The 25,448-nt window shown below is 49.8% G+C and carries 24 protein-coding genes, 1 tRNA gene and 1 other annotated feature; of the genes, 21 read left to right on the top strand and 4 right to left on the bottom strand.

What is annotated here, in order from left to right; translation table 11 throughout:
* The 3 genes from QJ036_RS02995 to QJ036_RS02985 all read left to right on the top strand — a co-directional run.
* The coding region (locus QJ036_RS02995) for a hypothetical protein (protein WP_331487466.1) at positions 1–472 on the top strand (472 nt) is incomplete at its 5' end.
* 247 nt (positions 473–719) lie between these two features.
* Positions 720–1,793 carry a pyridoxal-phosphate-dependent aminotransferase family protein gene (locus tag QJ036_RS02990; protein WP_283229953.1) on the top strand — a complete coding sequence of 358 codons (1,074 nt, stop codon included), beginning with the start codon at positions 720–722 and terminating at the stop codon, positions 1,791–1,793.
* Between the two features lie 18 nt (positions 1,794–1,811).
* Positions 1,812–3,146 (top strand): adenylyltransferase/cytidyltransferase family protein, encoded by a 1,335-nt coding sequence (locus QJ036_RS02985; protein ID WP_283229952.1) that lies wholly within the window; start codon positions 1,812–1,814, stop codon positions 3,144–3,146.
* Between the two features lie 63 nt (positions 3,147–3,209).
* Here the strand turns inward: QJ036_RS02985 and QJ036_RS02980 are convergent, their stop codons facing one another.
* Positions 3,210–4,016: a histidinol-phosphatase HisJ family protein gene (locus tag QJ036_RS02980; protein ID WP_331487465.1), complete on the bottom strand. Its 807-nt coding sequence runs from the start codon at positions 4,014–4,016 to the stop codon at positions 3,210–3,212.
* Positions 4,017–4,259: 243 nt separating this feature from the next.
* Here QJ036_RS02980 and QJ036_RS02975 point away from each other — a divergent pair, with 243 nt between their 5' ends.
* The 5 genes from QJ036_RS02975 to QJ036_RS02955 all read left to right on the top strand — a co-directional run bounded on the left by QJ036_RS02975 (position 4,260) and on the right by QJ036_RS02955 (position 9,145).
* On the top strand, positions 4,260–5,081 hold the full coding sequence (locus QJ036_RS02975; RefSeq protein WP_465221477.1) for a DUF2238 domain-containing protein: 822 nt from the start codon (positions 4,260–4,262) through the stop codon (positions 5,079–5,081).
* Positions 5,078–5,953, top strand: coding sequence for a homocysteine S-methyltransferase family protein (locus QJ036_RS02970; RefSeq protein ID WP_283229950.1), 876 nt, complete (start codon positions 5,078–5,080; stop codon positions 5,951–5,953). The genes QJ036_RS02975 and QJ036_RS02970 overlap by 4 nt, the downstream gene beginning before the upstream one ends.
* On the top strand, positions 5,954–6,412 hold the full coding sequence (locus tag QJ036_RS02965; RefSeq protein ID WP_283229949.1) for a C-GCAxxG-C-C family protein: 459 nt from the start codon (positions 5,954–5,956) through the stop codon (positions 6,410–6,412). It begins immediately after the preceding gene.
* A 63-nt stretch (positions 6,413–6,475) separates the two neighbouring features.
* Positions 6,476–6,678 (top strand) — a binding site (T-box leader).
* A gap of 57 nt (positions 6,679–6,735) precedes the next feature.
* Positions 6,736–8,703, top strand: a complete 1,968-nt coding sequence (gene thrS / locus QJ036_RS02960; RefSeq protein WP_283229948.1) for a threonine--tRNA ligase — start codon at positions 6,736–6,738, stop codon at positions 8,701–8,703.
* Between the two features lie 127 nt (positions 8,704–8,830).
* Positions 8,831–9,145, top strand: a complete 315-nt coding sequence (locus QJ036_RS02955) for a DUF1540 domain-containing protein (RefSeq protein WP_283229947.1) — start codon at positions 8,831–8,833, stop codon at positions 9,143–9,145.
* A 91-nt stretch (positions 9,146–9,236) separates the two neighbouring features.
* On the opposite strand, the gene QJ036_RS02950 is transcribed toward QJ036_RS02955, so the two are convergent.
* On the bottom strand, positions 9,237–11,027 hold the full coding sequence (locus tag QJ036_RS02950) for a flavin reductase (RefSeq protein ID WP_283229946.1): 1,791 nt from the start codon (positions 11,025–11,027) through the stop codon (positions 9,237–9,239).
* Positions 11,028–11,212: 185 nt separating this feature from the next.
* Between QJ036_RS02950 and QJ036_RS02945 the strand changes: the two genes are divergently transcribed.
* The 7 genes from QJ036_RS02945 (at position 11,213) to QJ036_RS02915 (ending at position 15,198) form a co-directional block, all read left to right on the top strand.
* Positions 11,213–12,091, top strand: coding sequence for a transporter substrate-binding domain-containing protein (locus QJ036_RS02945; RefSeq protein WP_283229945.1), 879 nt, complete (start codon positions 11,213–11,215; stop codon positions 12,089–12,091).
* 94 nt (positions 12,092–12,185) lie between these two features.
* Positions 12,186–12,872, top strand: a complete 687-nt coding sequence (locus tag QJ036_RS02940) for an amino acid ABC transporter permease (protein WP_283229944.1) — start codon at positions 12,186–12,188, stop codon at positions 12,870–12,872.
* Between the two features lie 12 nt (positions 12,873–12,884).
* Positions 12,885–13,685: an amino acid ABC transporter ATP-binding protein gene (locus QJ036_RS02935; RefSeq protein WP_283229943.1), complete on the top strand. Its 801-nt coding sequence runs from the start codon at positions 12,885–12,887 to the stop codon at positions 13,683–13,685.
* A gap of 201 nt (positions 13,686–13,886) precedes the next feature.
* Positions 13,887–14,381 carry a translation initiation factor IF-3 gene (infC, locus tag QJ036_RS02930; RefSeq protein ID WP_283229942.1) on the top strand — a complete coding sequence of 165 codons (495 nt, stop codon included), beginning with the start codon at positions 13,887–13,889 and terminating at the stop codon, positions 14,379–14,381.
* Between the two features lie 43 nt (positions 14,382–14,424).
* Positions 14,425–14,619 (top strand): 50S ribosomal protein L35, encoded by a 195-nt coding sequence (gene rpmI, locus QJ036_RS02925; RefSeq protein WP_283229941.1) that lies wholly within the window; start codon positions 14,425–14,427, stop codon positions 14,617–14,619.
* Between the two features lie 33 nt (positions 14,620–14,652).
* Positions 14,653–15,009 carry a 50S ribosomal protein L20 gene (gene rplT, locus QJ036_RS02920; RefSeq protein ID WP_283229940.1) on the top strand — a complete coding sequence of 119 codons (357 nt, stop codon included), beginning with the start codon at positions 14,653–14,655 and terminating at the stop codon, positions 15,007–15,009.
* Positions 15,010–15,124: 115 nt separating this feature from the next.
* Positions 15,125–15,198, top strand: a tRNA-Pro gene (locus tag QJ036_RS02915).
* Positions 15,199–15,320: 122 nt separating this feature from the next.
* Here the strand turns inward: QJ036_RS02915 and QJ036_RS02910 are convergent.
* Together QJ036_RS02910 and pyrB are read right to left on the bottom strand one after the other, a co-directional pair.
* Positions 15,321–15,743, bottom strand: a complete 423-nt coding sequence (locus tag QJ036_RS02910) for an aspartate carbamoyltransferase regulatory subunit (RefSeq protein WP_283229939.1) — start codon at positions 15,741–15,743, stop codon at positions 15,321–15,323.
* A gap of 42 nt (positions 15,744–15,785) precedes the next feature.
* Positions 15,786–16,706, bottom strand: coding sequence for an aspartate carbamoyltransferase (gene pyrB / locus QJ036_RS02905; RefSeq protein ID WP_283229938.1), 921 nt, complete (start codon positions 16,704–16,706; stop codon positions 15,786–15,788).
* Positions 16,707–16,843: 137 nt separating this feature from the next.
* On the opposite strand from pyrB, the gene QJ036_RS02900 reads away from it, so the two are divergent.
* The 6 genes from QJ036_RS02900 to QJ036_RS02875 all read left to right on the top strand — a co-directional run bounded on the left by QJ036_RS02900 (position 16,844) and on the right by QJ036_RS02875 (position 25,438).
* Positions 16,844–18,301, top strand: coding sequence for a VanW family protein (locus QJ036_RS02900; protein WP_283229937.1), 1,458 nt, complete (start codon positions 16,844–16,846; stop codon positions 18,299–18,301).
* A gap of 39 nt (positions 18,302–18,340) precedes the next feature.
* The gene (locus tag QJ036_RS02895; RefSeq protein ID WP_283229936.1) at positions 18,341–18,895 is read left to right on the top strand and encodes a TetR/AcrR family transcriptional regulator; all 555 of its coding nucleotides are present in this window, start codon (positions 18,341–18,343) and stop codon (positions 18,893–18,895) included.
* A 195-nt stretch (positions 18,896–19,090) separates the two neighbouring features.
* Positions 19,091–21,190, top strand: a complete 2,100-nt coding sequence (locus QJ036_RS02890) for an efflux RND transporter permease subunit (protein WP_283229935.1) — start codon at positions 19,091–19,093, stop codon at positions 21,188–21,190.
* Positions 21,187–23,184 (top strand): hypothetical protein, encoded by a 1,998-nt coding sequence (locus QJ036_RS02885; protein ID WP_283229934.1) that lies wholly within the window; start codon positions 21,187–21,189, stop codon positions 23,182–23,184. Before QJ036_RS02890 ends, QJ036_RS02885 begins: the two co-directional genes overlap by 4 nt.
* Before the next feature lie 118 nt (positions 23,185–23,302).
* Positions 23,303–24,331 carry a calcium/sodium antiporter gene (locus QJ036_RS02880; protein WP_283229933.1) on the top strand — a complete coding sequence of 343 codons (1,029 nt, stop codon included), beginning with the start codon at positions 23,303–23,305 and terminating at the stop codon, positions 24,329–24,331.
* A gap of 12 nt (positions 24,332–24,343) precedes the next feature.
* Positions 24,344–25,438, top strand: coding sequence for a threonine synthase (locus tag QJ036_RS02875; protein WP_283229932.1), 1,095 nt, complete (start codon positions 24,344–24,346; stop codon positions 25,436–25,438).
* The last annotated feature ends 10 nt before the right edge of the window (positions 25,439–25,448 follow it).

Here is a 25,448-nt window from a genome sequence, read left to right as displayed (position 1 = left end):
CAGTATTTTTTTGAGCACCTGCGGGAAGAATGAGGAGGAAACGCCGGAATCTCTGGTACAGTTCTTAAAGTATGCAGGAGCGGATCTGCCGGCAAGTACAGAGGAATACGGAGATGCATTTGTGAGGCAGCTCCAGGAATCTGTGCGTCGAATCAAAGGAAGCCGGAGAATGGAGGAGAAGTTTATGCGGCTGGAAGAGCTTTTGCGGGAAGAGCGCGCAGAAGGGAAGGCAGAAGGAAGAGAAGCGGGGAGAGAAGAAGGACATGCCCTCGGAAAGGAAGAAGGACGTGTCCTGGGAAAGGCGGAAAGTGTACTGGAGCTTTTGGAAGACTGCGGGACAGTTCCGGAGGAACTGAAGGAGCGGATCCTAACGGAGCGGGATCTGGACTGCCTGCGAAGGTGGCATAAGCTGGCTGCCCGGGCAGCTTCGGTCGAGCAGTTTACAAAAGAAATGGAACCGGAAACAAAATAAAACAACGAATCACATCTGACGGCGAAGGCGCAGGCCGAAAGAATTCAGCCTGCCTTTTGCCGGATCTTTAGAAATCATTCATTGCCTGTTCAGGCAGAGATTACCTGTTAGTTGAAAAAGCAGAGGAATTCCATGTATTCAGTTAAATACTCTTTGTTCTGTAAAATACCGTTGCACTTGCAAATATAAGGCGGTCTGTTATAATCAATATAGAAAGAAAACTACGAAGAGCCATAAGGAGGCAATTATGTTAAATTTCGCCGTAGGTCCGGTGCAGTCCAGCGATGCCGTGAGAGAGATCGGACAGGAGCAGGTTCCCTATTTCCGGACACCGGAATTTTCGGAGCTGATGTTTGAAAATGAGCGACTGGTAAAAGACTTTGCCGGTGCGGAAGAGAATGCCAGAGTTGTATTTCTGACCGGTTCCGGGACAGCAGCCATGGAAGCGGCAGTTATGAATGTGTTTACAGAAAAGGATAAGGTGCTTGTGGTCAATGGCGGAAGCTTCGGTCACCGCTTCGCAGAGCTCTGTGCACTCCATGAGGTGCCTTATACAGAGATCAGGTTGAATTACGGTGAACCCCTGACGGAAGAAAAGCTGTGGTCTTACGGAGAAGGCGGTTATACAGGCTTTCTGGTGAATGTCCATGAGACCTCGACAGGGGTACATTATGATATGGAGATGATCAGTCGTTTCTGCCGGGAAAAGGGACTCTTTCTTGTGGTGGATGCAGTCAGCTCCTTTCTGGCAGATCCCTTTGAAATGAAGAAGCTGGGAGTTCATGTGATGCTGACCGGTTCTCAGAAGGCTCTGGCCTGCCCGCCCGGTATTTCCCTGGTTGTCCTTTCTGCGGAGGCTGTGAAGCGGGTAAACGAGAATAAAACAAAATGTATGTATCTGGATCTGAAAAGTGCCCTCAAAAACGGAGAGCGGGGGCAGACCCCTTTTACACCTGCGGTCGGGATTTTACGGCAGATCCATACAAGACTTCTGGAGATTGAAAAGGCAGGAGGAGTGGAAAGTGAAATTGCACGGATCCGCAGTTTGGCTGAGGATTTCCGGAAAAAAATCCAGGGGCTTCCCTTCGAGATTTTTTCTCCGTCCATGTCCAATGCACTGACCCCCCTTCATCCTCTGAATTCTTCGGCTCATGAGATCTTTGTGACCCTGAAGGATGAATACGGGATCTGGATCTGTCCCAACGGCGGAGAACTGGCTGACCGGGTGTTCCGTGTGGGGCATCTTGGTGCACTGACGCCGGAGGATAATACACGCCTGGTGGAAGCCATGAAGGATATGCAGAGGCGGGGCCTTCTGTAAAAAGGAGGGGAGTTTGGTATGATAAAGGTCATTACATACGGTACCTATGATCTCCTTCATTACGGGCATATCCGCCTTTTGGAGCGGGCCAGGGCTCTGGGGGATTATCTTATCGTTGGTGTGACGGCGGATGATTATGACAAGACACGGGGCAAGATCAATGTTCAGCAGTCCCTCATGGAGAGGATCGAGGCGGTGAAGGCTACCGGTCTGGCGGATGAAATCATCGTTGAGGAATATGAGGGACAGAAGATCGATGATATCCGGCGCTATGATGTGGATATTTTTACGGTCGGCTCTGACTGGATCGGGAAATTTGATTATCTCAAGGAATACTGTCAGGTGGTTTATCTGGACAGGACAGAAGGGATTTCAAGCTCGGAGCTTCGGGGAAAGAAACGGGCAGTTTCCCTTGGGCTTGTTGGAGATTCTGTGTTTCTCAACAAGGTGGAGGCAGAGTGCGGATTTGTAAACGGCCTTGAGATTGCCGGCATTTGTACGGGAAAGATAGAAAACATGTCAGAGAATCTGAAAAAGCTGCCTCTCATCACCGATGATTACGGAGAGCTTCTGGATCATGTGGATGCGGTCTATATCCATTCTCATCCTGTCAGACATTACGCTCAGATCAAGGAGGCACTTGGCCGGGGCAGGCATGTACTCTGTGAGTCCCCCATGACTCTTTCCAGGGCAGAATACAGAGAGGTGCGGGCTCTCGCCGAAGAAAAGGGCTGTATCCTTATGGAAGCTTTGAAAACAGCCTATGCGACGGCGTATCTCAGACTTCTGCTACTGGTGAAGGCCGGAAAGATCGGCGAGGTGGCTTCTGTGGATGCGGTTTGTACCAGTTTGGCAGATCTTTCACCGGATAGCCTGAAGGAACGATGGAACAGTATCTGCGACTGGGGCCCTACGGCTCTTTTGCCCATTTTTCAGCTTCTTGGAACAGATTACAGGGAAAAGAAGATCGTTTCCAGACTGATCGATGAGAAAGAAAGCTATGACGCATTTACAAAAATTGACTTCCTCTACAGCCATGGGACGGCTTCCCTTAAGGTGGGTAAGGGCGTCAAATCTGAAGGAGAGCTGGTGATTTCCGGTACAAAAGGCTATGTGTACGTTCCGGCTCCCTGGTGGAAAACAGATTATTTTGAGATCCGTTATGAGAATCCTGCGGAAAACAGACGATACTTTTATCAGCTGGATGGTGAGGGAATCCGCTATGAGCTGGTGGCATTTGTCCGCTCACTGGAGAACGGCCGGGTGAATTCCTGTATGGAACCACAGGTGTCCGAGGCCATTGCAGGAGTAATGGAAGATTTCTATAATCGGAAGGATATGAAGCTTATTTAATACCGAAAAAAGAGCTGCAGATGTTGATTCCTCTGAAGCTCCTGTTATTGTACGGAAACGGATTTATAACGGCAGAAATTCCGGCTTTCGGTCTTTAAATACCGTGTAATAGCGGAAGCCGCAGCTTTTCAGAAGGTCGCCGATGGCAGAAAAATGATAGGCCAGATGAACCGTCTGATGAGCGTCAGAGCCCAGAGTCAGGATTTCTCCGCCCAGCTCCCGATAACGTTTTAAAATCTCCTCCGTGGGATGGGGATGGTTGAGGCCTGCCTTGAAGCCGGCTGTGTTGCATTCGATCCCTTTGCCCTTCGCAATGAGAGTCTTTAAGATCTCATCAAATAGTTCTTTGTATTTTTCATAGCTGTAAAAGGTATTTTTATTGGGACCGTAACGGACCACGTAATCCAGGTGTCCGGCCACGTCGAAGCAGTCATAGGCTTTGATGTTTTCAAGCTCATATTCAAAATAGGAGCGGTATGCCTCCTCTTCGGGGCGATTTTCATAAAACTCGGGATAGTAAGGATCCATGCCGCAGCAGACGTGGGTGGAACCGATGATGAAATCAAAAGGATGGCCGGAGGCATAGGCTGTAAGGTCTGTAGGGATGTTCGTCTGAAGTCCCAGCTCCACGCCAATGCGAAGCTCGATCCGGTCCCGAAACTGCTCTTTAAGCTCCCGGAGCTTTCGAAAATAGGGCTCCGTCTCAAAGGTAAATTCCGGTACACCCGGCGGACAGTCAAAATCCTGATGATCGGTGATATAGAGAACGGGCATCCCCAGGGAAATTGCCTGTTCGATCTGTTTTTCCGGCGGAGTGTCCGAATCGCCGGAAAAGCTTGTATGCACATGGGAGTCAATATAAATATCCATGAAAGTTCCTTTCTCTGTAAGACAGTACTCTTTGGCTGCGGAAAAGTTCTTTAAAAAGAATAGAACAAAAGCCGGGGGATGTCAATGCTCCATGAAATAACAGCTATCCCTTATGGAAAAATAGTGGTATAATTCTCAGAAGAAAGGACAGGGAGGCGGAGAGATATGAAAGACAAACAGAGAACGCCGAAGGAAAACAAACCGTCCAGGCGCAGGTGTGAAGCGTGGAAAAAGGCGATCCATATGGAACTTCGGGAGCACAAAAGCTCCTTTCTTGTATTCACGGTGCTCCGTATGCTTGTGGTGGTCACCATGGTGCTTCAGTTCTTTAATAAGAACTATGAGAATGTATATCTTTGCGTGCTGACGCTTTTACTTCTGATCGTGCCGAGCTTCCTGCAGGTGTCCATCAAGGTGGAGCTTCCGACAGGGCTGGAGATCATTATACTGTTGTTTATTTTCTCGGCTGAGATTCTGGGAGAGATAAGAGCGTTTTATTTGCGGATTCCCATCTGGGATACGATTTTACATACTCTCAATGGATTTTTGATGGCTGCGATCGGTTTTTCTCTGGTAGATATTTTAAATCGGGGAGAACGGTTTTCCTTCAAGCTGTCACCGGCTTATATGGCCATAGTGGCCTTCTGCTTTTCCATGACTATCGGTGTTCTGTGGGAGTTTTTTGAATGGGGTATGGATGTTTTCTTTCACCTGGATATGCAGAAGGATACCGTTCTTACATCCATTACGTCGGTGATGCTGAATACGGAAGGACTCAATGTGCCGGTCACCATAGGCGGAATAACGGATGTGGCGGTCAACGGAGAGAGCCTGGGGCTCGGTGGTTATCTGGATATTGGCCTTTATGACACCATGAAGGATCTTTTTGTGAATTTCATCGGAGCAGTGGTCTTTTCCACAGTTGGCTTTTTCTATGTGAAGAACCGGGGAAAGGGGCGTTTTGCGAAACGCTTTATTCCCAGGCTGAAAAGCAAAGACAGAGATTTTCTGGCCATTGCGGAGGAAGAGGAAGAAATGGAGCAGGCGAAGGAGGATAAACAGTGACAAGAGAAGAATTTAAACAACTGGTAAATAGAGGAACGGTACTGGTAGACGGAGCAACCGGCTCCAATCTGCTGAAAGCAGGGATGCCGAGAGGCGTGTGCGCAGAGCAGTGGATCTGCGAAAACCGACAGGTGATGATTGATCTGCAGAGGGCTTATAAGGAGGCAGGCTCCCAGATCGTCTATGCGCCCACCTTTACGGCCAACCGGGTGAATCTGACAGACCGGGGCCTTTATGGACAGATTCGGGAGCTTAACCGGGAACTGGTTGGAATCTCCAGGGAAGCGGTGGGAACGGACTGCCTTGTGGCGGGTGATCTGACAACTACCAGCAAGATGGATGAAGATTACGGCGTGCTTCTGGATATCTACAGAGAGCAGATCGGGATCCTTGCGGAAGCAGGAGTGGATCTTCTGGTGGCGGAAACCATGCTGGGACTGGATGAGACCATGGCGGCTCTGGAGGCCTGCAGGGAAGTCTGCAGTCTTCCCATCATGTGCTCCATGACCATTGAATCGGACGGAAGTCTGTTTTTCGGCGGTAATGTGTTTGACACCGTTCAGGCACTGGCGGAAATGGGGGCCGATGCGGTTGGCATCAACTGCTCCGTCGGTCCGGACCGCCTGGAATCGGTAGTGCAGAACATGAAAAAGCAGGTGACAGTCCCTCTTCTTGTGAAGCCCAATGCCGGGATGCCCACCATTACAGAGACAGGTGAGGCAGTTTATTCCATGGAGGCAGAAGAATTTGCGCAGCATATGAAGCGCCTGGTGGAGCTTGGGGCTGATGTGATCGGCGGCTGCTGCGGAACCACACCGGAGTTTATCAAACGGCTGGCAGAGGTCTGCCGACGTTGTGACGGAGGGAAATAGATGAGCGATTCAGAGAGGGCTGCAGAGCTTTTTGGACAGGGCTACAACTGCTGTCAGTCGGTGTTTCTGGCGTTTGCGGATCATTACGGAATAGACCGGGAGACAGCACTTAAGCTGTCCTGCTCCTTCGGCGGAGGGATGGGCCGGATGCGGCAGGTGTGCGGAGCCGTATCGGGGATGGCTCTCGTATGTGGGTTGGAGACGGGAAATACAGATCCGAAAAATCAACAGGTAAAAACAGAAAACTATGAGACCATGAGACGTCTTGCGGAGGCCTTTCGGGAGGCCAATGGAAGCATTGTCTGCGGGGAGCTTCTGGGGCTTACGGAGAAGGACAAAAAGGAAGAGGGGGCAGCACCGTCTCTCAGGACAGCCGAATATTATAAAAAAAGGCCCTGTAAGGAGCTGGTGCGGTGTGCGGCGGCCCTTCTGGAACAGGAATTTTTTAAAAACAAGTGAGAAATTGAAAAACTGACCGGTTGACAAAACCAAAAACCGTGTATATACTTAATTAAGCATAAAGATAATGCGTTGATGAGACCAGTAGGATGCAGGAAGTGGACAGAGAGAAGGGGAAAGGTGGAAGCCCTTTGCATGAAATGCATACCGAATACCAGCTCGGAGCGGCTTTTATACAGCCCGGCAGGCACCGTTACCGCCAGTTGAGTGGATTCCCGGAATCAAGCAGGGTGGAACCGCGGATTATTTGTTAATTCGTCCCTTATCATACAGGAAAAATGTATGATAGGGGATTTTGTTATTTCAAGAAAAGGAGAAAAGATATGAAAATCACATTGAAGGATGGCTCTGTAAAGGAGTACAGCGAGGCAAAAAGTGTATATGATATCGCACTTGATATCAGCGAAGGGCTTGCGCGTGTTGCCTGTGCAGGCGAAGTGGACGGCGAAGTGGTGGACCTTCGTACCGTCATTGATAAAGATGTGACTTTAAACATTGTAACTGCAAATGACAAGGCTGGTCTTCAGGTGATTCGTCATACAGCAAGCCATGTAATGGCAGAAGCAGTGAAGAAATTATTCCCAAATGCAAAGCTTGCAATCGGACCTGCTATTGAAGATGGTTTCTACTATGATTTCCTCGTGGATGCGCCTTTCTCCCGTGAGGATCTGGATGCAATCGAGAAGGAGATGAAGGCGATCATTAAGAAGGGCAATCGTTTGGAGAAGTTCCTGCTTCCGAGAGAAGAGGCGATTGCTCTTATGAAGGAGAAGGAGGAACCTTTCAAGGTGGAATTGATTGAAGATCTTCCGGAGGGAAGTGAAATCTCATTCTACGATCAGGGTGGATTTGTGGATCTTTGCGCAGGTCCCCATCTGATGAATACAAAGGGAATCAAGGCATTTAAGCTCATTTCCTCTTCCATGGCTTACTGGAGAGGCGATGAAAAGCGCGACAGATTGCAGAGAATCTATGCAACTGCGTTCAACAAGAAAGAAGATTTACAGGCTCATCTCCAGAAACTGGAGGATGCAAAGCAGCGGGATCATAACAAGCTTGGCCGTGAGATGAAGCTCTTTACAACGGTTGATGTGGTTGGACAGGGCCTTCCTCTGATTCTTCCCAAGGGACAGAAGATCATCCAGAAGCTTCAGCGTTGGGTAGAAGATACAGAAGATCGTGAGTGGGGTTATGTTCGTACAAGAACTCCGTTTATGGCAAAATCTGATCTGTACAAGATTTCCGGACACTGGGATCACTATCTTGATGGAATGTTTGTACTTGGCGATCCGGAGAAGGATGGCGAGGAGGAAGTACTTGCACTGCGTCCCATGACCTGTCCGTTCCAGTATTACTGCTACAAGAACGAGCATCATTCTTACCGTGATCTTCCGTACCGTATGGGTGAGACATCCACCCTGTTCCGTAAGGAGGATTCCGGAGAAATGCATGGCCTTACAAGAGTTCGTCAGTTCACGATCTCCGAAGGACACAATGTCATTCGTCCGGATCAGGTTGAGGAAGAACTTCAGAACTGTCTGAATCTTGCAATCTACATTATGGATACCCTGGGCTTGCTTGGCGACGTGACATTCCGTCTTTCCAAATGGGATCCCAGCAATAAAGAGAAGTACCTCGGTGATGAGGAGTACTGGGAGACTTCACAGGAAGCGCTTCGCCAGGCCCTGCGCGAGAAGAACATTGACTTCTATGAGGCAGAGGGAGAAGCAGCATTCTACGGACCGAAGATCGATATCCAGGCTAAGAATGTGTATGGTAAGGAAGACACCATGGTTACCATTCAGCTTGACTGTGCAATCGCAGAAAACTTCGATATGTACTATGTAGATCAGAATGGCGAGAAGGTTCGTCCTTACATTATTCACAGAACCTCTCTTGGCTGCTACGAGCGTACACTTGCCTGGTTGATTGAACATTATGCAGGCAAGTTCCCTACCTGGCTTTGCCCGGAGCAGGTACGTATTCTTCCGCTTTCTGACAAGTATCTTGAGTACGCCCACAAGGTTGAGAAGGTACTCAAGGACAATGGTGTGGATGTTACAGTTGATGAGCGTTCTGAGAAGCTTGGTTACAAGATCCGTGAAGCTCGTATGGACCGCCTTCCCTACTGGCTGATCGTTGGTGAGCAGGAGCAGGCAGATGGTATGGTTTCTGTATCAAGCCGTTTTGCAGGTGATGAGGGAAAGAAGACGATCGAAGAGTTTACTGACTTCATCTGCCGGGAAATCCGCACCAAGGAAATCCGTGAAATTGTTGCAGATAACAAATAAAGGCGTTCAATTGAGAGAAGAGGTTTATGAAAAAATGCGGCAGGAAAAATCCTGCCGCATTTTTTGCTGAATAAAAAACAAGATTCTGCACATACTTTCTTCGACTACGAAAAAGGAGGAATGTGTCATGACCGATCTGGTATGCAGTGCAGAAACTTGTGTGCACAACAATGACCGCTTTTGCTGTAAGGGAACGATTCTTGTAGACGGGGCTCAGGCGAAAAAGCCCAGTGAGACAAGCTGTGCCAGCTTTGACGAGCGGGTACAGTGCGGCTGCAAAAATCAGTATGAGACGCCCAGCCGTGCGCTCAATGTGGAGTGCGAGGCGGTATCCTGCGTTTACAATGAGGGCAGGAAGTGTACGGCAGATGAGATTTCCATTGCCGGCCACAATGCAAAGGTTGCGGATCAGACAGAGTGTGCGACGTATCAGAGCCGTTAGAGCAGCAAAAGGAGCATAAGGATGAAAAAGGTGCAGTCCCGGTTTGGGGACTGCACCTTTTATATGGGGGTGCCTCACGGCATAAGACTCATTATCCGATGGGCTCAAAGTCAGCAACTCCGTGTTTGCACAGCGGGCAGATAAAATCATCGGGAAGCTCGTCACCCTCGTAGATATAGCCGCAGACCTTGCATACAAAGCCTTTCTTGCCTTCCGTCTGGGGCTTGGGTTTTACGTTCTTCTGATAGTAGGTGTAGGTCATGGTCTCCACGTTGGTGATAACTCTGGCTTCAGTTACGCTGCAGATGAACATTCCGTGGGTATCCAGATCGATGTACTGCTCCACCTTTAAGGACATGAAGGAATTGATATATTTGGGAAGGAACACCAGTCCGTTGTCAGAGCGAAGCGGTGTGGTTCCGGCAAATTTGTCCACGTTTCTTCCGCTCTGGAACCCGTAGGTCTCAAATACGGAGAAAGGAGCATCGGTAGACAGGCAGTTTAAGTTCATGATACCGGTCTGCTTGATGACATGGTGGGAATAGTTGGCCTTATTGATGGTGACAGCGATCCGGTTGGGTGTATTCGTTACCTGAGAAACGGTGTTTACGATGAGTCCGTTGTCCTTCCTGCCGTCGTTGGAGGTAACCACATACAGACCGTAGCCGATGTTGAACAGGGCGTTCAGGTCGTTCTTGTTGGCGGTATCGTCATGCTGTGCCAGATAATCCTTGCACAGCTCTTCAGCCAGTGCTTCCAGCTGAGCGCTGCTCTCATCGTTCAGAGCAGATTTGATATGGACCGTATTGTCGGCAAAGGTGAGCTTCATGCAGTCGGACAGCATGTTTTTCATGGTCTTGGCTGCCATGGGAGCCCAGCTTCCGTTCTCAACCAGAGCGACAGTGCGGTTCTGATAATTGCGCTCGGTCAGATGCTCGATGAAATCACGCATCTGAGGGAAGATGCCGGCATTGTAGGTAGTAGTAGCCAGTACCAGCTTGCCGTAGCGGAAAGCGTCCTCGACAGCCTCCGCCATATCGGTGCGGGCCAGATCATGGACAACTACTTCCGGGCAGCCCTTGGCGCGAAGCTTGTCCACCAGAACCTCAACAGCCTTCTTGGTATGGCCGTAAACGGAGGTGTAGGCAACCACGATACCCTCGGACTCCACTTCGTAGGAGGACCAGATATTGTAAAGGTTCAGATAGTAGCCAAGATTTTCCTTGAGAACAGGACCATGGGTCGGGCAGATGATCTGGATATCCAGGCCTGCAGCCTTCTTAAGAAGGTTCTGAACCTGAGCGCCGTATTTGCCGACGATGCCGATGTAGTAGCGGCGTGCCTCACATGCCCAGTCCTCCTCCACATCGAGAGCTCCGAATTTGCCGAAACCGTCTGCGGAAAAGAGAACCTTATCGCAGGTATCATAGGTCACGATAACCTCAGGCCAGTGCACCATGGGTGCTTCTACAAAGGCCAGCGTATGCTTGCCGAGGCAGAGAGTGTCCCCTTCTTTTACGATAATCTGTCTGTCCGCATAATCCGTGCCGAAGAACTGCTTCATCATAACGAAAGCCTTTGCAGAGGAAACAATGGTCGTATCCTTGTACACCTGCATAAAGTTTGCAATGTTGGCAGCATGATCCGGCTCCATATGCTGGATGATCAGGTAATCCGGCTTGCGGGATCCCAGTACGCCTTCAATGTTGTCCAGCCATTCGTGGGTAAAACGGGCATCCACTGTATCGAATATGGCTGTCTTTTCATCGAGAACTACATAAGAGTTGTAAGCCATACCATTTTCCACAACGTACTGACCCTCAAACAGGTCCACGTCATGGTCATTTACGCCTACATATTTAATGTCCTTCGTAATTTCCATGATAAATTCGCTCCTCTTATTATAATATTTGTTACTGATTGTATCAGGACATATTATAGCATAGAGGTGCAGGGAATGGGAAGCAGGATTTCACATTATTTAAAGAAAAAACAAAAAAGACTTGCACTTTACTTTGATAATGTGTTACTATTACATAGCTGATAATAACGAGGAGGATTTTTGTTATGAAGAAACTGATTGCATTACTGATGAGTGTTATGATCGTTCTCGGCTCTCTTGCAGGCTGCGGCAGCAAGAAGGAGGAGACTACCAAGGCACAGGAAACTACGAAGGCGCAGGAAACCACCAAAGCGCAGGAAACCACCGCTGCAAAGGAGGAGACTACTGCAGCAGAGGCAAGTGATCTTGCCTATGTGAAGGAAAGAGGTAAGCTGGTTGTTGGCATTACCGATTTCGAACCCATGGATTATAAGGATGAGAGCGGTGAGTGGATCGGCTTTGACGCTGACATGGCAAGGGGCTTTGCCGAGAGCCTTGGCGTGGAAGTGGAATTCATTGAGATCACCTGGGACAACAAGGCACTGGAGCTGTCCGGACGGATCATCGACTGTGTATGGAACGGCATGACCCTTACCGATGAGGTGAAGAGTGCCATGGAGTGCTCCAACGCATACTGTAATAACGCACAGGTGGTGATCGTCAAGGCAGATGTGGCTGATCAGTATCAGGATGTGGAGAGCCTTTCCGATCTGGCCTTTGCAGTGGAAGCCGGAAGCGCCGGCGAGGAAGAGGTGAAGGCACTGGGACTGAATTATACCCCCGTTTCCACCCAGGCAGACGCCCTGATGGAAGTAGCAGCCGGAAGCTCTGATGCTGCAGTGATCGATTCCCTGATGGCAGCTGCCATGGTAGGAGAGGGAACCGGCTATGATGAGCTTACTTATACCGTAGGCCTCAACAGCGAGCTGTACGGTGTCGGATTCCGCAAGGGTTCTGATCTGGCAGCAGCGCTGAACGATTACTTCAAAGAGGCCTATGGCGATGGAACCATGGAAAAATGTGCGGAGACTTACGGCATTCAGGCGGCACTGATCGAACAGTAGAATATTTGACAGAATTACAGAAATGACATAAGATAGAGAGCGGAGCATTCCGCTCTCTATTGTGTGGTTATCAGGAAGAAAACAGGAGAAGCAAATGGATAAGATAATGGAACAGATGCCGATCGTCATCAATGCGCTGAATGTGGGATTTATCCAGACACTGAAGCTCTTTTTCGTCACATTGATCGGCGCACTGCCGCTGGGACTGATCATTGCCTTCGGGTCCATGTCACGGTTCAGGCCTTTAAGCTGGCTGACGAAGATCGTTGTCTGGATCGTCCGGGGAACACCGCTTATGATCCAGCTTCTGATCATTTATTATTTTCCGGGCCTTGTGTTCGGAAAGACGATCTGGGGAAGCGGCGAGGCTGGCAGATTTACCGCTGCTGCCATCGGGTTTATTTTCAATTATGCCTGCTACTTCTCGGAAATTTACCGGGGAGGCATTCGGGGTGTTCCAATCGGGCAGGAGGAAGCCGGTCTGGTGCTCGGTATGACAAAGAGCCAGATCTTTTTCCGGGTCAAGCTGCTCCAGATGATCAAACGGATCGTTCCTCCTGTATGCAACGAGGTCATCACTCTGGTTAAGGATACGTCTCTGGCGCGGATCATTGCCCTGCAGGAGATCATCTGGGCCGGCCAGTCGTTCATGAAGGGCTCCCAGGGAATTTCCGGTGAGATCTGGCCGTTATTCTTTACGGCTTTTTATTATCTCATCTGGAACGGCGTGGTGACGATCGTGCTTGGAAAGCTGGAGAAGAAGCTGGAATATTTCAGATAGGAGGGAGAGACGATGGCGATCTTAGAGGTAGAACATATTTGCAAATCCTTTGGCGATACCGAAGTGCTGAAGGATCTCAGCTTTTCTCTGGAAAAAGGCCAGGCGCTGTCCATCATCGGCTCATCCGGAAGCGGAAAAACGACGCTTTTACGCTGTCTGAATTTTCTGGAGAGACCGGATAAGGGGATCATCCGTGTAAACGGAGAGACTCTTTTTGATGCGGAAAGTACTGTTTCCGGGCAGGAGGCGGAGATCCGAAAGAAAAGACTTCATTTCGGACTGGTATTTCAGTCCTTCAATCTGTTTCCCCAGTATACGGCTCTGAAGAATGTCATGCTTGCCAAGGAGCTTCTTGCGAAGGAAAAAAAGGATTATAAGGCGAATAAAAAAGCGATCCATGAGGAGATCGAGGCCGAAGCGGCCGAGCTTCTCAGGCAGATGGGGCTCTCTGACCGGATGAAGAATTATCCCCACCAGCTTTCCGGCGGGCAGTGTCAGCGGGTGGCTATCGCCAGGGCACTGGCTCTTTCTCCGGATATTCTGTGTTTTGACGAGCCTACCTCGGCTCTGGATCCGGAACTCACCGGAGAAGTATTGAAAGTTCTTAAGGATCTGGCCCAGAAGCGTATGACCATGGTCATTGTGACTCATGAGATGGAGTTTGCGAAGGATGTGTCTGACCACGTAATCTTTATGGACGAAGGACTGATTCTGGAACAGGGCTCGCCGGAGCAGGTTTTTGAGCATCCGAAGGAGGAGCGGACCCGTCAGTTCCTTTCTCGGTATACGGGACAAAAAAATGTTGACATTTAAAACAATACATGGTAATATATAAAAGCTGTGTTAATCAAAGAAGAGTATCCGCTCTCACCTTAGCACCACCGAGTGACTTGGGTTCCTATAATTTCGGCGTTCCGTGTAGATTTTGTGCGGAGGTTGTCATGGGATTTTAAGTGGATAGTTCTTCTATCCACTTTTTTCATATAATGGGGGTGTCGAGTTATTAGCGAGTTAATGGTGAATGAACAGATCAGGGATAAGGAAGTTCGTCTGATCGGCGTACATGGAGAGCAGCTTGGGATCGTATCTGCAAAGGAAGCTCAGAGACTTGCCCGTGAGGCAGAGCTGGATCTGGTGAAGGTTGCTCCGCTGGCGAAGCCGCCGGTATGCAAGATTATCGATTACGGAAAATATCGTTATGAGCAGGCCAGAAAGGAAAAAGAGGCCAGAAAGAAACAGAAGGTCATTGAGATCAAGGAAGTGAGACTGTCTCCCAATATTGAGGAAAATGACCTGAATACCAAGGTTTCTGCCGCCAGGAAGTTCATTCAGAAGGGCAATAAGGTCAAAGTTACCCTGCGGTTCCGCGGCAGGGAAATGAGCCATATGAATAACTCCAGACACATCCTGGAAGATTTTGCAGAGCAGCTTTCTGATATTGCAGTGGTTGACAAGCCGTCCAAGGTGGAAGGCAGAAGCCTTGTGATGTTCTTATCGGAAAAGCGTTAAAAAACAGGGTCATACCTGAGACAAAGTTTAAGGAGGAAGAATCATGCCTAAAGTAAAAACCAGCAGAGCAGCAGCAAAGCGTTTTAAAAAGACCGGTACCGGGAAATTAAAGAGAATGAAGGCCTATAAGAGCCATATCTTGACCAAGAAGTCTCAGAAGAGAAAGAGAAACCTTAGAAAAGCAACTGTAGCAGTTCCTTCAAACGCTAAGGTTATGAAGAAGATTTTACCGTACTGATTGTAGTGAAGAAAAGAAGGAGGAAGACTTAAAATGGCAAGAATTAAAGGCGGTTTAGGCGCTAAGAAAAAGCACAACAGAGTTCTGAAGCTGGCAAAGGGCTACAGAGGAGCTCGTTCCAAACAGTATAGAGTAGCAAAGCAGTCCGTGATGAGAGCTCTTACCAGCTCTTACGCAGGAAGAAAGCAGAGAAAGAGACAGTTCAGACAGCTCTGGATTGCCCGTATCAATGCTGCAGCCAGAATGAACGGTCTGTCCTACAGCCGTTTCATGTACGGCCTGAAGGAAGCCGGCGTTGAGATGAACAGAAAGATCCTGGCTGACATGGCTGTCAATGACGCAGCAGGCTTCGCAAAGCTGGCTGAGCTTGCCAAGGAGAAACTGGCTTAAATTATGAATTTGAAGAAAATTCAAAAAAAATTAAAAAAACACTTGCCAACATGAGAAATGTGTGGTAAAGTATATGAGGATTTGGTTCTGAGAGAAAATCAGAGCCACCTCACATCGGAATGTGGCTCAGCTTGGTAGAGCGTTCGGTTAGGGACCGAGAGGTCGCAGGTTCGAATCCTGTCATTCCGACTAAGCAGATAGGCAAAAGCTTATCTGCTTTTTCTGTTGCAAAATGAAGAGAGTGCTGCTCCTGCACCTAAAGCATTCTGAGTTAAAGGCAGGAGCAGCACTCTCTTCTTTTAGAAAATGATTTATTTATGCTTTTCCTCGCAGTAAGCACAACGGTATACTCGTTTTTCCTCATCGGCCAGGAAGAAGATATGGGGCAGCTCCTGTTCGATGGAGGTGATGCATCTGGGGTTTTTGCATTTGATCACATTGGTCAGCTTCTGGGGAAGCTCCAGGGTTTTCTTTTCTACGATTTTTTCGTCCTTTATGATGTTGACCGTGATGTTGCAGTCGATATAGCCCAGTACATCCAGATCCACCACGTCGAGATCGCCTTCGATCTTCAAAATATCCTTGCGTCCCATCTTGTTGCTTCTGGCATTTTTGATGATGGCCACCTGACAGTCCAGCTTGTCCAGCTTCAGGTATTTGTAAATATCCATGCTCTTTCCTGCCTTAATATGGTCAAGGACGATTCCGTTTTTCAGTCCGCCGATATTTAACATCGCATTCTATCCTTTCTGTAAAAGACATATAATGAGGGTGAGTTATTCCACTGTGATTCCCAGCAGGGTGAGAATCAGAGCCATGCGGATGTAGACGCCGTATTGGGCCTGCTTAAAGTAGGCAGCCCTGGGGTCGTCGTCCACCTCTACAGAAATTTCATTGACACGGGGCAGAGGATGGAGGATGCTCATATCAGGCTTGGCATTTTCCAGCTTTGCCTTGTCCAGGATGTAGCAGTCCTTCATACGGATATATTCTTCTTCATTAAAGAAGCGTTCCTTCTGGACACGGGTCATGTAGAGGATATCCAGAGAAGGCATGGCCGTCTCCAGATCCCGGACTTCTTCGTAGGGGATCTTCTGGGCATCCAGTACATTTTCACGGATATAGCTGGGAACCCGAAGCTCTTCCGGAGAGATCAGAACGAACCGGATGCCGGGATAACGGACCAGAGCGTTGATCAGAGAGTGGACGGTACGGCCGAATTTTAAATCACCGCAGAGGCCTACGGTCATATTTCCCAGATGTCCCTTCAGGGAACGGATGGTAAGCAGGTCTGTCAGTGTCTGGGTGGGGTGCTGATGGCCGCCGTCACCTGCATTGATGACCGGAATGCCGGATTTCGCAGCGGCAACCATGGGTGCTCCTTCCTTGGGATGACGCATGGCGCAGATATCCGCGTAACAGGAGATGACGCGGATTGTATCGGAAACACTTTCTCCTTTGGCAGCAGAGCTGGAATCGGCAGAAGAAAAACCAAGAACACTGCCCCCTAAATTGAGCATCGCTGCTTCAAAACTTAAACGGGTGCGGGTACTTGGTTCATAGAATAAAGTGGCAAGTTTTTTACCCTTGCAGGCTTCGGAATATTTTGCCGGATGGGCTTCAATATCGTTGGCTATATCCATCAAATGCTCCAGCTCATCTACCGAGAAGTCCAGAGGACTTAAGAGATGTCTCATATGTGTATATCCTCCTTTTTTTCTTTTGTATCAGTATATACGAAAATATAAAAATACGCAACAGATTCCGTAGACAAATTCCGCGATTTTTTGTAAAGTATAGGTAGGCAGTTGGTTTTGTTTTTGAGGAGCAGGACATGAATAAAACGCAGACAGAGTATACGAAAAAACAAACAGAATATAAAAAGAAACCGGTGGGCAGACCAGGGAGCAGGCGGAGAAAAAGTCTGTGGGAGCGGGCACCGATCCTGTGTATGGCACTGGTGGCGCTGGTGGCTGTGGCCCTCGTTGTGGGGATTTTTGCTGTAAAAAAAACCATGGAGCATAAGCAGATCCTGGCTCATGCGGATACTTTTTATGAGGGAGTCTATGTGGAAAACATTTCCCTGGGCGGTCTTTCCATGGAGCAGGCAAAGGAGCAGGTGACGGCGGCCGTGTCGGAAAAGGGCGGCTGGGCTATGAAGGTCTCCTGCGGAGATGAGACCTATGAGCTCGACAATATTCTTCTCAACAATATGGATGAGGTTCTCTCTGAGGCGTTTAAGCTGGGCCATGTGGGAAGCGATGAGGAAAGGCTTTCCACGATTTCTCTTCTTGAGAGAAAGGAGCGGTATTTTACGGTAGCCGATTATTACGATGAGGAGGCTGCAAAGGCGGCGATTGATAAGGTTTCCGATCTCTATGACGTGGAGGCACAGGATGCGGCCATGACCGGTTACGATGAGGAGAACGGGTTTCAGTATTCAGAGGAGAAGCCGGGACGGAAGGTGGACCGGGACGATCTTCTGCTCCAGCTTAAGGAGGCGTTTGCGGCAGGAAAATACGATGCGGTCCTGACCGGAAAGATCTCCGAGGTCGCACCGGCGATGGATCTTGCCAAGGCGAAGGAGGCTTATGTCTGCCTGGCCAAATTCCGCACGGAGGCCAATGTGGATAATGATGACAGAGATCATAACGTGAAACTGGCTTCGGATACCGTGAATAACACCCTTCTGGCACCCGATGAGGAGTTTTCCATGAATGCCCTGATCGGTGAAACGACGGAGGCTCAGGGGTACCGGGAGGCGGCCACCTATTCCAAGGGAGAGGTGGTTCCCGAGTTCGGTGGTGGTGTCTGTCAGGTATCCTCCACCATTTACAATGCTGTGGTGAAGGCGGGGCTGGAGACTACCGAGAGGAATGGGCACAGCATGACCGTGTCCTATGTCCCTCTGGGAGAGGATGCCATGATCGCCTATTCCTATTCGGATTTAAAATTCCGGAACAATTCTTCAGGGAATATTCTGGTGCTTCTGGATGCATACGGGCCGGAGGTGATCTGTTATATTTACGGCATTCCGATCCTGGAGGAGGGCGTCACAGTGGCTATGGATTCCCGCGTCGAAGAGACGATTCCCGTTCCGGAGCCGGAGTATGTGGAGGATGATTCTCTTTCCCCCGGCGAGGAAAAATATAAGTCTTATGGAAAAGAGGGATATCGGGTAGTGACGGATCTGGTGACCTACAAGGATGGAGAGGAGATCAGCCGCGAGTTCCTTCACAACAGCACCTACAATCCGCAGACACCGGTGATCCGCCGAAACAGCGGAAGCTGAGAGAGAAATTGAGAAGGCAGCAGGGAAAGGAGACCGACGGTGTCGTCTTTGACAAAAAAAGCAATTGCAAATTCATTTCTCGGACTGCTTCAGGAGAAGCCCCTTGAGAAGATTACCGTAAAAGAGATCGTGGAGGACTGCGGCATCAATCGCAATACCTTTTATTATCATTTTGATGACATACCGTCTCTTTTGGAGCTGATCCTTCGGGAGGAGACAGAGCGGGTACTGGGGGAACATCTGGGAGAGGAATCCTGGGAGGAGGGCTTCATTGCCGCTGCCAGGTTTGCATTGGAAAATAAAAAAATCATTTATCACATATACAATTCTGTGAATCGTGAAATTTTTGAACGGTATTTAAACAGGATCGCCCAGGATGTGATGGACCGGTTTGTGGGAAAAGTATCAGAGAGAATCAACGTCTCTGCGGAGGATAAAAAGCTCATCGCCGCATTTTATAAATCGGCTCTCACAGGCATGATTATGGACTGGCTGGCCAGCGGAATGCAGTATGAGCCGGAACCACTCATCCGAAGGCTGGGAACTATGCTGGACGGAGAGATATTAAGGGCTCTTGAACGGGCGGCAGTTTAAACAGGAGCAGAAATACGGATACGAGGTTTTAGACAAAAGGCGGACTGTGTCTGATTTTTAGACACAGCCTGCCTTTTATCTGTTTTCAAAAGAGAAAAGGAACAATAGAATAAGGCGTACATGGATTTTTGCCGGAAGGAATCGTTTTGATCTCTGACCGGCAGAATTATTACCATATAGAAGGAGGCCGTTTGAATGAAATTTGGAAAAACAGTGGTAAAATGCCGGATTCCGATCCTGGTCATTTCCATTCTGTTGATGATTCCTTCCGTTATCGGTATGGCGATGACGAGGATCAATTATGATATGCTGACTTATCTACCGGAGGATATGGACACGGTGAAGGGACAGGATATTCTCATGGAGGATTTTGGAAAAGGTGCATTTTCATTTATTATAACAGAAGGACTGGAACCGGAGGCGGTGGCCGAAATCAAAGAGAAGATCAAGCAGGTGGAGCATGTGGATACAGTGCTGTGGTACGACAGCATCCTGGATCTTTCCGTTCCTATGGATCTGCTTCCTGACAAGCTGTATCGGGAATTCAATTCGGGGGATGCTACCATGATGGCAGTCTTTTTCGACAGCTCAACCTCCTCCGATGAGACCATGGAGGCCATCAGTACCATCAAAAACACGGTGGGAAAGCAGTGCTTTGTGTCCGGCATGTCGGCGCTGGTGACGGACCTGAAGGCTCTCTGTGAGAAGGAGGAGCCGGTTTACGTGACCATCGCGGTTCTTTTGGCCTGCGCGGCCATGATGGTGTTTATGGATAATTTCCTGATCCCCTTTGTGTTCCTTTTGAGTATCGGGATCTCCATTCTGTTGAATATGGGAACCAATTATTTCCTAGGAGAGATCTCATATCTGACAAAGGCTCTGGCGGCAGTTCTTCAGTTGGCTGTGACTATGGATTATTCCATTTTTCTGTGGCACAGCTACGAGGAGCAGAGGAATGTGTTTGCCGATAAGCAGGAAGCCATGGCAACAGCCATCAAAAAGACCCTGACTTCTGTGGTGGGAAGCTCTGTGACAACAGTGGCCGGCTTTATTGCCCTCTGTTTCATGAGCTTTACCCTGGGTAAGGATCTGGGCATTGTCATGGCAAAGGGAGTTATCCTGGGCGTCATCGGATGTGTGACGGTGCTGCCCTCCCTGATTCTGTTGCTGGATAAGCCGCTTGAAAAGCTGCATCATCGTTCCCTGATCCCTTCCACAGAGCGGATGGCTGCCGGGATTACCAGATTTTTCCCTCTGTTCCTGGTGCTTTTTGCAGCACTTCTCATTCCGGCCTGCCTGGGATATCAGAAAACAAATGATGAGGTTTATTATGAGCTCTCCGACAGTCTGCCGAGGGATATGGACAATGTGATCGCCAATACGAAGCTTCAGGAAAAATTTAACGTGGGTTCCACCCATATGCTTCTGACAGATGTGAATCTTTCTGATGGAGAGAAGCGGGAAATGATGAAGAAAATGGAGCAGGTGGACGGCGTTAAGTACGTACTTGGGATGGAATCCGTCGTGGGATCCCTTGTGCCGGAGGAAATGATTCCGGAGTCTGTCGATCAGATCCTGAAAAGTGACCATTGGGAATTGATGCTGATCAATTCGGAATACCGGACGGCCAGCGACGAGGTCAACCGGCAGATCGACGAGCTGAATACGATCCTGAAGCAATATGACAAAAAAGGCATGCTCATCGGGGAAGCCCCCTGCACCAAGGATATGATCGATGTGACAGACAAGGATTTCCGGGTGGTAAATGCCATTTCCATCATCGCTATTTTTATCATCATTGCCATTGTGGAGCGGAGCATCAGCCTGCCGGTGATCCTGGTGGCAGTCATCGAGTTTGCAATCTTTATTAATCTGGGACTGGCTCATTATACCGGAACGTCATTGCCGTTCATTGCCCCCATCTGTATCAGTACCATTCAGCTGGGAGCTACGGTGGACTATGCCATTCTCATGACTACCAGATACAAGACAGAACGATATGGAGGCTGCGGAAAGCGGGAGGCTGTGACAAGAGCGCTGGCTGCTTCCATCCCTTCTGTGGTGGTCAGCGCCATGGGGTTATTTGCGGCTACATTCGGCGTAGCGGTTTACTCGGATATTGATATGATAAGCGCCTTGTGCAATCTGATGGCGAGAGGAGCCATTGTCAGCATGATCTCAGTGATTCTGGTATTACCGGCCATGTTCATGCTTCTTGACCGGCTGATCTGCGCCACGAGCCTGGGCTTTAAACGAAAAAAGAAAGAAAATCATAAAACGGAGGCGGTATTATGAGAAAGAGATACGGCATATCAAAAAAGCTTCTGGCGGCAGTCCTATTTGTAACCCTCACATTCGGCATGACGGGGGCAGCTGTTTATGGGGCAGGAGTTAAAAAGGGAGAGGAAGCTTTTTCTGAAAAGCAGAGCGTTCAAAAGGAAACAAAAGAGGAACACGATACAGAAACCGGAGGATTCAGCGGAGACGAGACTGTCTATGTGATCTCCGACGCGGACGGAACTGTTAAAAAGACCATTGTCAGCCGGTGGATGCAGAGCGGGAACGGGGAAGAAACCTGCAGCCAGACAGAAACGGATAAGGAGCTTCCGGTGGAGGTGAAGATATCCTATCAGCTGGATGGCAAACCGGTTTCTCCGAAGGAACTGGCCGGAAAGAGCGGACGGGTCACGATGCGTTTTGATTATACCAACAGGCAGTATGAGACTGTTGTGGTGGATGGAAAGGAAAAACAGATCTGCGTGCCCTTTGTGATGCTGACGGGAATGATTCTGGACAATGAGAAATTCACCAATGTGGAGGTTTCAAACGGGCGGATCCTCAATGACGGAAGTCATCTGGCAGTGGCAGGTTTTGCACTGCCGGGCCTGAATGAGAGTCTGGAGCTTGACAGGGAACAGGTGGATTTTCCGGATTATGTAGAAATCAGTGCCGATGTGACTGATTTTGAACTGGAGACCACCATGACGCTGGCAATCAATGATATATTCGCAGAGCTTGACCTGGATCAGGCAGATACAGAAGAGAAACTGGAAGCTTCTCTGGAAAAGCTGGAGGATGCCATGGAGCAGCTGATGGATGGCTCTTCGGCTCTTTATGACGGACTTGCGGAGCTTCTTGACAAATCCGGCGGAATGATCGACGGGATCGGTGAGCTGGCAGTGGGAGCAGGAAGCCTTTCCAGAGGGACAGAGGAGCTTCTTTCCGGAACGGAGAGTCTGAAAAACGGGGCAGGAGAGCTGGAGAGCGGCCTTTCCCGTCTGGCATCAGAAAATGATGCCATACGAGGAGGAGCAAAGCAGGTCTTTGATTCTCTTCTGCAGGCCGCTGAAGAGCAGCTTATTCAGGCAGGAGTTTCTGTACCGAAGCTGACCCAGGACAATTACAGTGAAGTCCTTTCTGGCGTGCTTGCTTCCCTGGATGAGAATGCGGTGAGAGCGGCGGCACGGGAAAAGGCGTTGGAGGCTGTGACAGCCGGTGTGCGGGAACGGTCTGCTGAGGTACGGACTGCGGTGGAGGTACAGGTGCGAAGCCAGATTCTGGAGGGCGTCCTGAATGCCATGGGAAACCCCATGAGTACAGAGCAGTATGAGGCTATTGCCCAGGGCTTAACAGAGGTCGATGAAGAGACCCGCGCAGCTGTAGCCCAGATTGGGCAGGCCGTGGAGGCGCAGATGAATTCTGCGGAGATCCAGGATAAGATTTCCGGTGTCACCGAAGCAAAGCTTCAGGAGCTCATCGATCAGAAGATGCAGAGTGAAGAAGTGACCGCTCAGATAAACGGAGCCGTGGAGATGGCGAAAAATGGTGCGGCAGGCGTGAAAGGACTTAAGAGTCAGCTGGACAGCTACCGTCAGTTCTATGAGGGACTTCTGGTCTATACGGATGGAGTGGCCGCTGCCGGAGAGGGAGCCGGACAGCTTTATAAGGGAGCCGGACAGCTTCAGACAGGAGCCGCCCGTCTGTCTGAGGGGGCTGATTCTCTGACGCGGGGAATCGGACAGCTTGAAAAGGGAGGGGCAGCCCTTACCGATGGCGTATCCCGGCTTACGGACGGTGCCATGCAGCTTTCTGACGGCCTGAAGGAATTTCATGAGGAAGGGATTCAGAAGCTTCTGGATGTGTTTGAAGGAGATCTGAAAGGGCTTGTGGAGCGGTTCCGTGCCGTATCCGATGCCGCAAAGAGCTATCATTCCTTCCTGGATAACACGGAGGCAGAGAGCGGAAAAGTCAGATTCCTTTATAAAACAGAAGAAATATCGGCAGAGTAACAGGTGAAAAAAGAAGACCCCGCAGCTGGCAGCTGACGGGGCCGTCTTTTTTTCATAAAAGGTTGTGATAACCATGGAAATGTGGTACAATTTCTCAAAAACAAAAGGGAGTAATGTCATGCTTGTGCCTGTACTTTTATTTATTCTTGGTCTGATCTTATTGATCAAGGGAGGCGACTGGTTCGTGGACGGAGCCACCGGAATTGCCCATCGGTTTCATGTGCCGGAGCTTCTCATCGGAGCAACGGTGGTTTCCATCGGAACGACTCTTCCGGAGGTGATGGTTTCAGCCACCTCTGCTGTCAGCGGCCATGGAGAGATCGCCTACGGAAATGCCATCGGCTCCATTATCTGCAATACGGCTCTGATCGCGGCTCTTACCATTGCCATCCGGCCTTCCCGGGTGGATCGGAATACCCTTAAGACTCCTGTGATCTTTTTCTTTGCCGCAGCTATTTTTTATGTGGCTACCGCTTATATCGCGGGACATTTCAGCCGGATATCGGGAATCGTCCTGCTGGCAGTTTTTGTGATCTATGTGACAGTGACTGTGCTGCAGGTCCGGAAGATGCCGCAGGCAGCAAATACGGCGGCTTCCGGTTCATCGGAGGAAGCTGTACTCCAGGCAGCGGAGCTTTCGCCTTCTGAGGCGGGAGAGGCTTCCGAGGAGGAAGGCTCCATGCTCAAGGACATCATCCTTCTGGTGGTGGGAGCTGTTCTGATCGCCGTCGGCGCCAACCTGCTGGTTGACAACGGAACCCTTATCGCTCAGGCATTGGGTGTGCCGGAATCGGTGATCGCTCTGACCTTTGTGGCGCTTGGAACCTCTCTTCCGGAGCTGGTGACGGCCATTACCTCGCTGGTGAAGGGCCATGGGGCTCTTTCCCTGGGAAATGTGATCGGTGCCAATCTGTTCAACCTGGTTCTGGTGAGCGGCCTTTCCGTGACGCTGGCCCCCTTCGACATTCCCCAGAACGCCATGCTGGCCGGCCACAACGCATCTCTTGTCCTGGATATCCCGGTCATGATGTTTGTCATGCTGTTTCTGACTGTGCCGGCTCTTGTAAGGGAGAAGCTTTCCAGAACTCAGGGAATCGTTCTGCTGGCAGTCTATGCGGCATTTTGTACCATACAGTTTGTGATTTGACAGGAGGAGCTTATGGATTTCATCTGTTCCAGATGTGGACACCGGGAAAGTACCCGTACAAGAAAACCAACCTGCGAATGCGGAGGACTCTGGAAGCTGGATTTTACGCCGCCGGCATTTTCGGAGGAGCTGATCGATAAGGATACCTGGAGCATGTTCCGTTACCGGGCCTTTATGGCGCTGGAGGACGATTCCTGGAGAGACGTCACCCTGGGAGAGGGGATGACGCCGGTGGTCGCGCTGGATGACCATGTGCTTCTCAAGATGGATTATTACATGCCGACCCTTTCCTACAAGGATCGGGGCGCGGCGGTGGTGGTTTCCCACTGCAAATCCATTGGAGTGGATGCCGTTTTACAGGACAGCAGTGGAAATGCCGGAAACAGCATTGCAGCCTACTGCGGCAGAGCCGGCATCGAATGTGATATTTATGTGAGAGACTGCACCTCACCGAAGAAGATCGATATGATAAGGGCTCACGGAGCCACGGTCCATCTGATCCCGGGCAGCCGCGATCACTGTGCAGATGTGTGCAGGGAGGCGGTGCGGACAGAGGGAAAGTATTACGCCAGCCATGTATATAATCCTTTCTTTTACGAAGGAACGAAAACCTATATTTATGAGGTGTTTGAACAGCTTCACCGGATCCCGGAATACCTGTTTATTCCGGTGGGCAACGGAACCCTCTTCCTTGGCGCCATGAAGGCTCTGGAGGAGCTTCTTCGAAGCGGCGCCATCTCCCAAATGCCCAAGGTGGTAGTGATTCAGAGCGAGCGTTGTGCACCCATTGCCGGGGCAGTGAGATCATGTGACACCCATCCGGCAGCGATAAAGCCGGAGGAGACCATCGCGGAGGGAATTGCCATCGGCGTTCCCATGCGGGGAGAGGAGATTCTGGATTATATTTACCGGTATGATGTGGATGTGGTGGAGGCTCCGGAGGACAGGATCCTTCCGGCCAGGGAATATCTGGCCCGGAAAGGAATCTACTGCGAACATACGACGGCGGCCAATTATGCGGCGTATGAGCGCTACTGTGAGCTTCACGGCCAGATTTCCGACTGTCTGATCACTATGTGCGGGGCAGGTTTGAAATCTGATCACTGATGAGTTTTCA

The organism is Fusibacillus kribbianus, from assembly GCF_030053595.1.
Lineage (GTDB): Bacteria > Bacillota > Clostridia > Lachnospirales > Lachnospiraceae > Lientehia > Lientehia kribbiana.
This window is presented reverse-complemented; position numbering and strand designations above follow the sequence as displayed.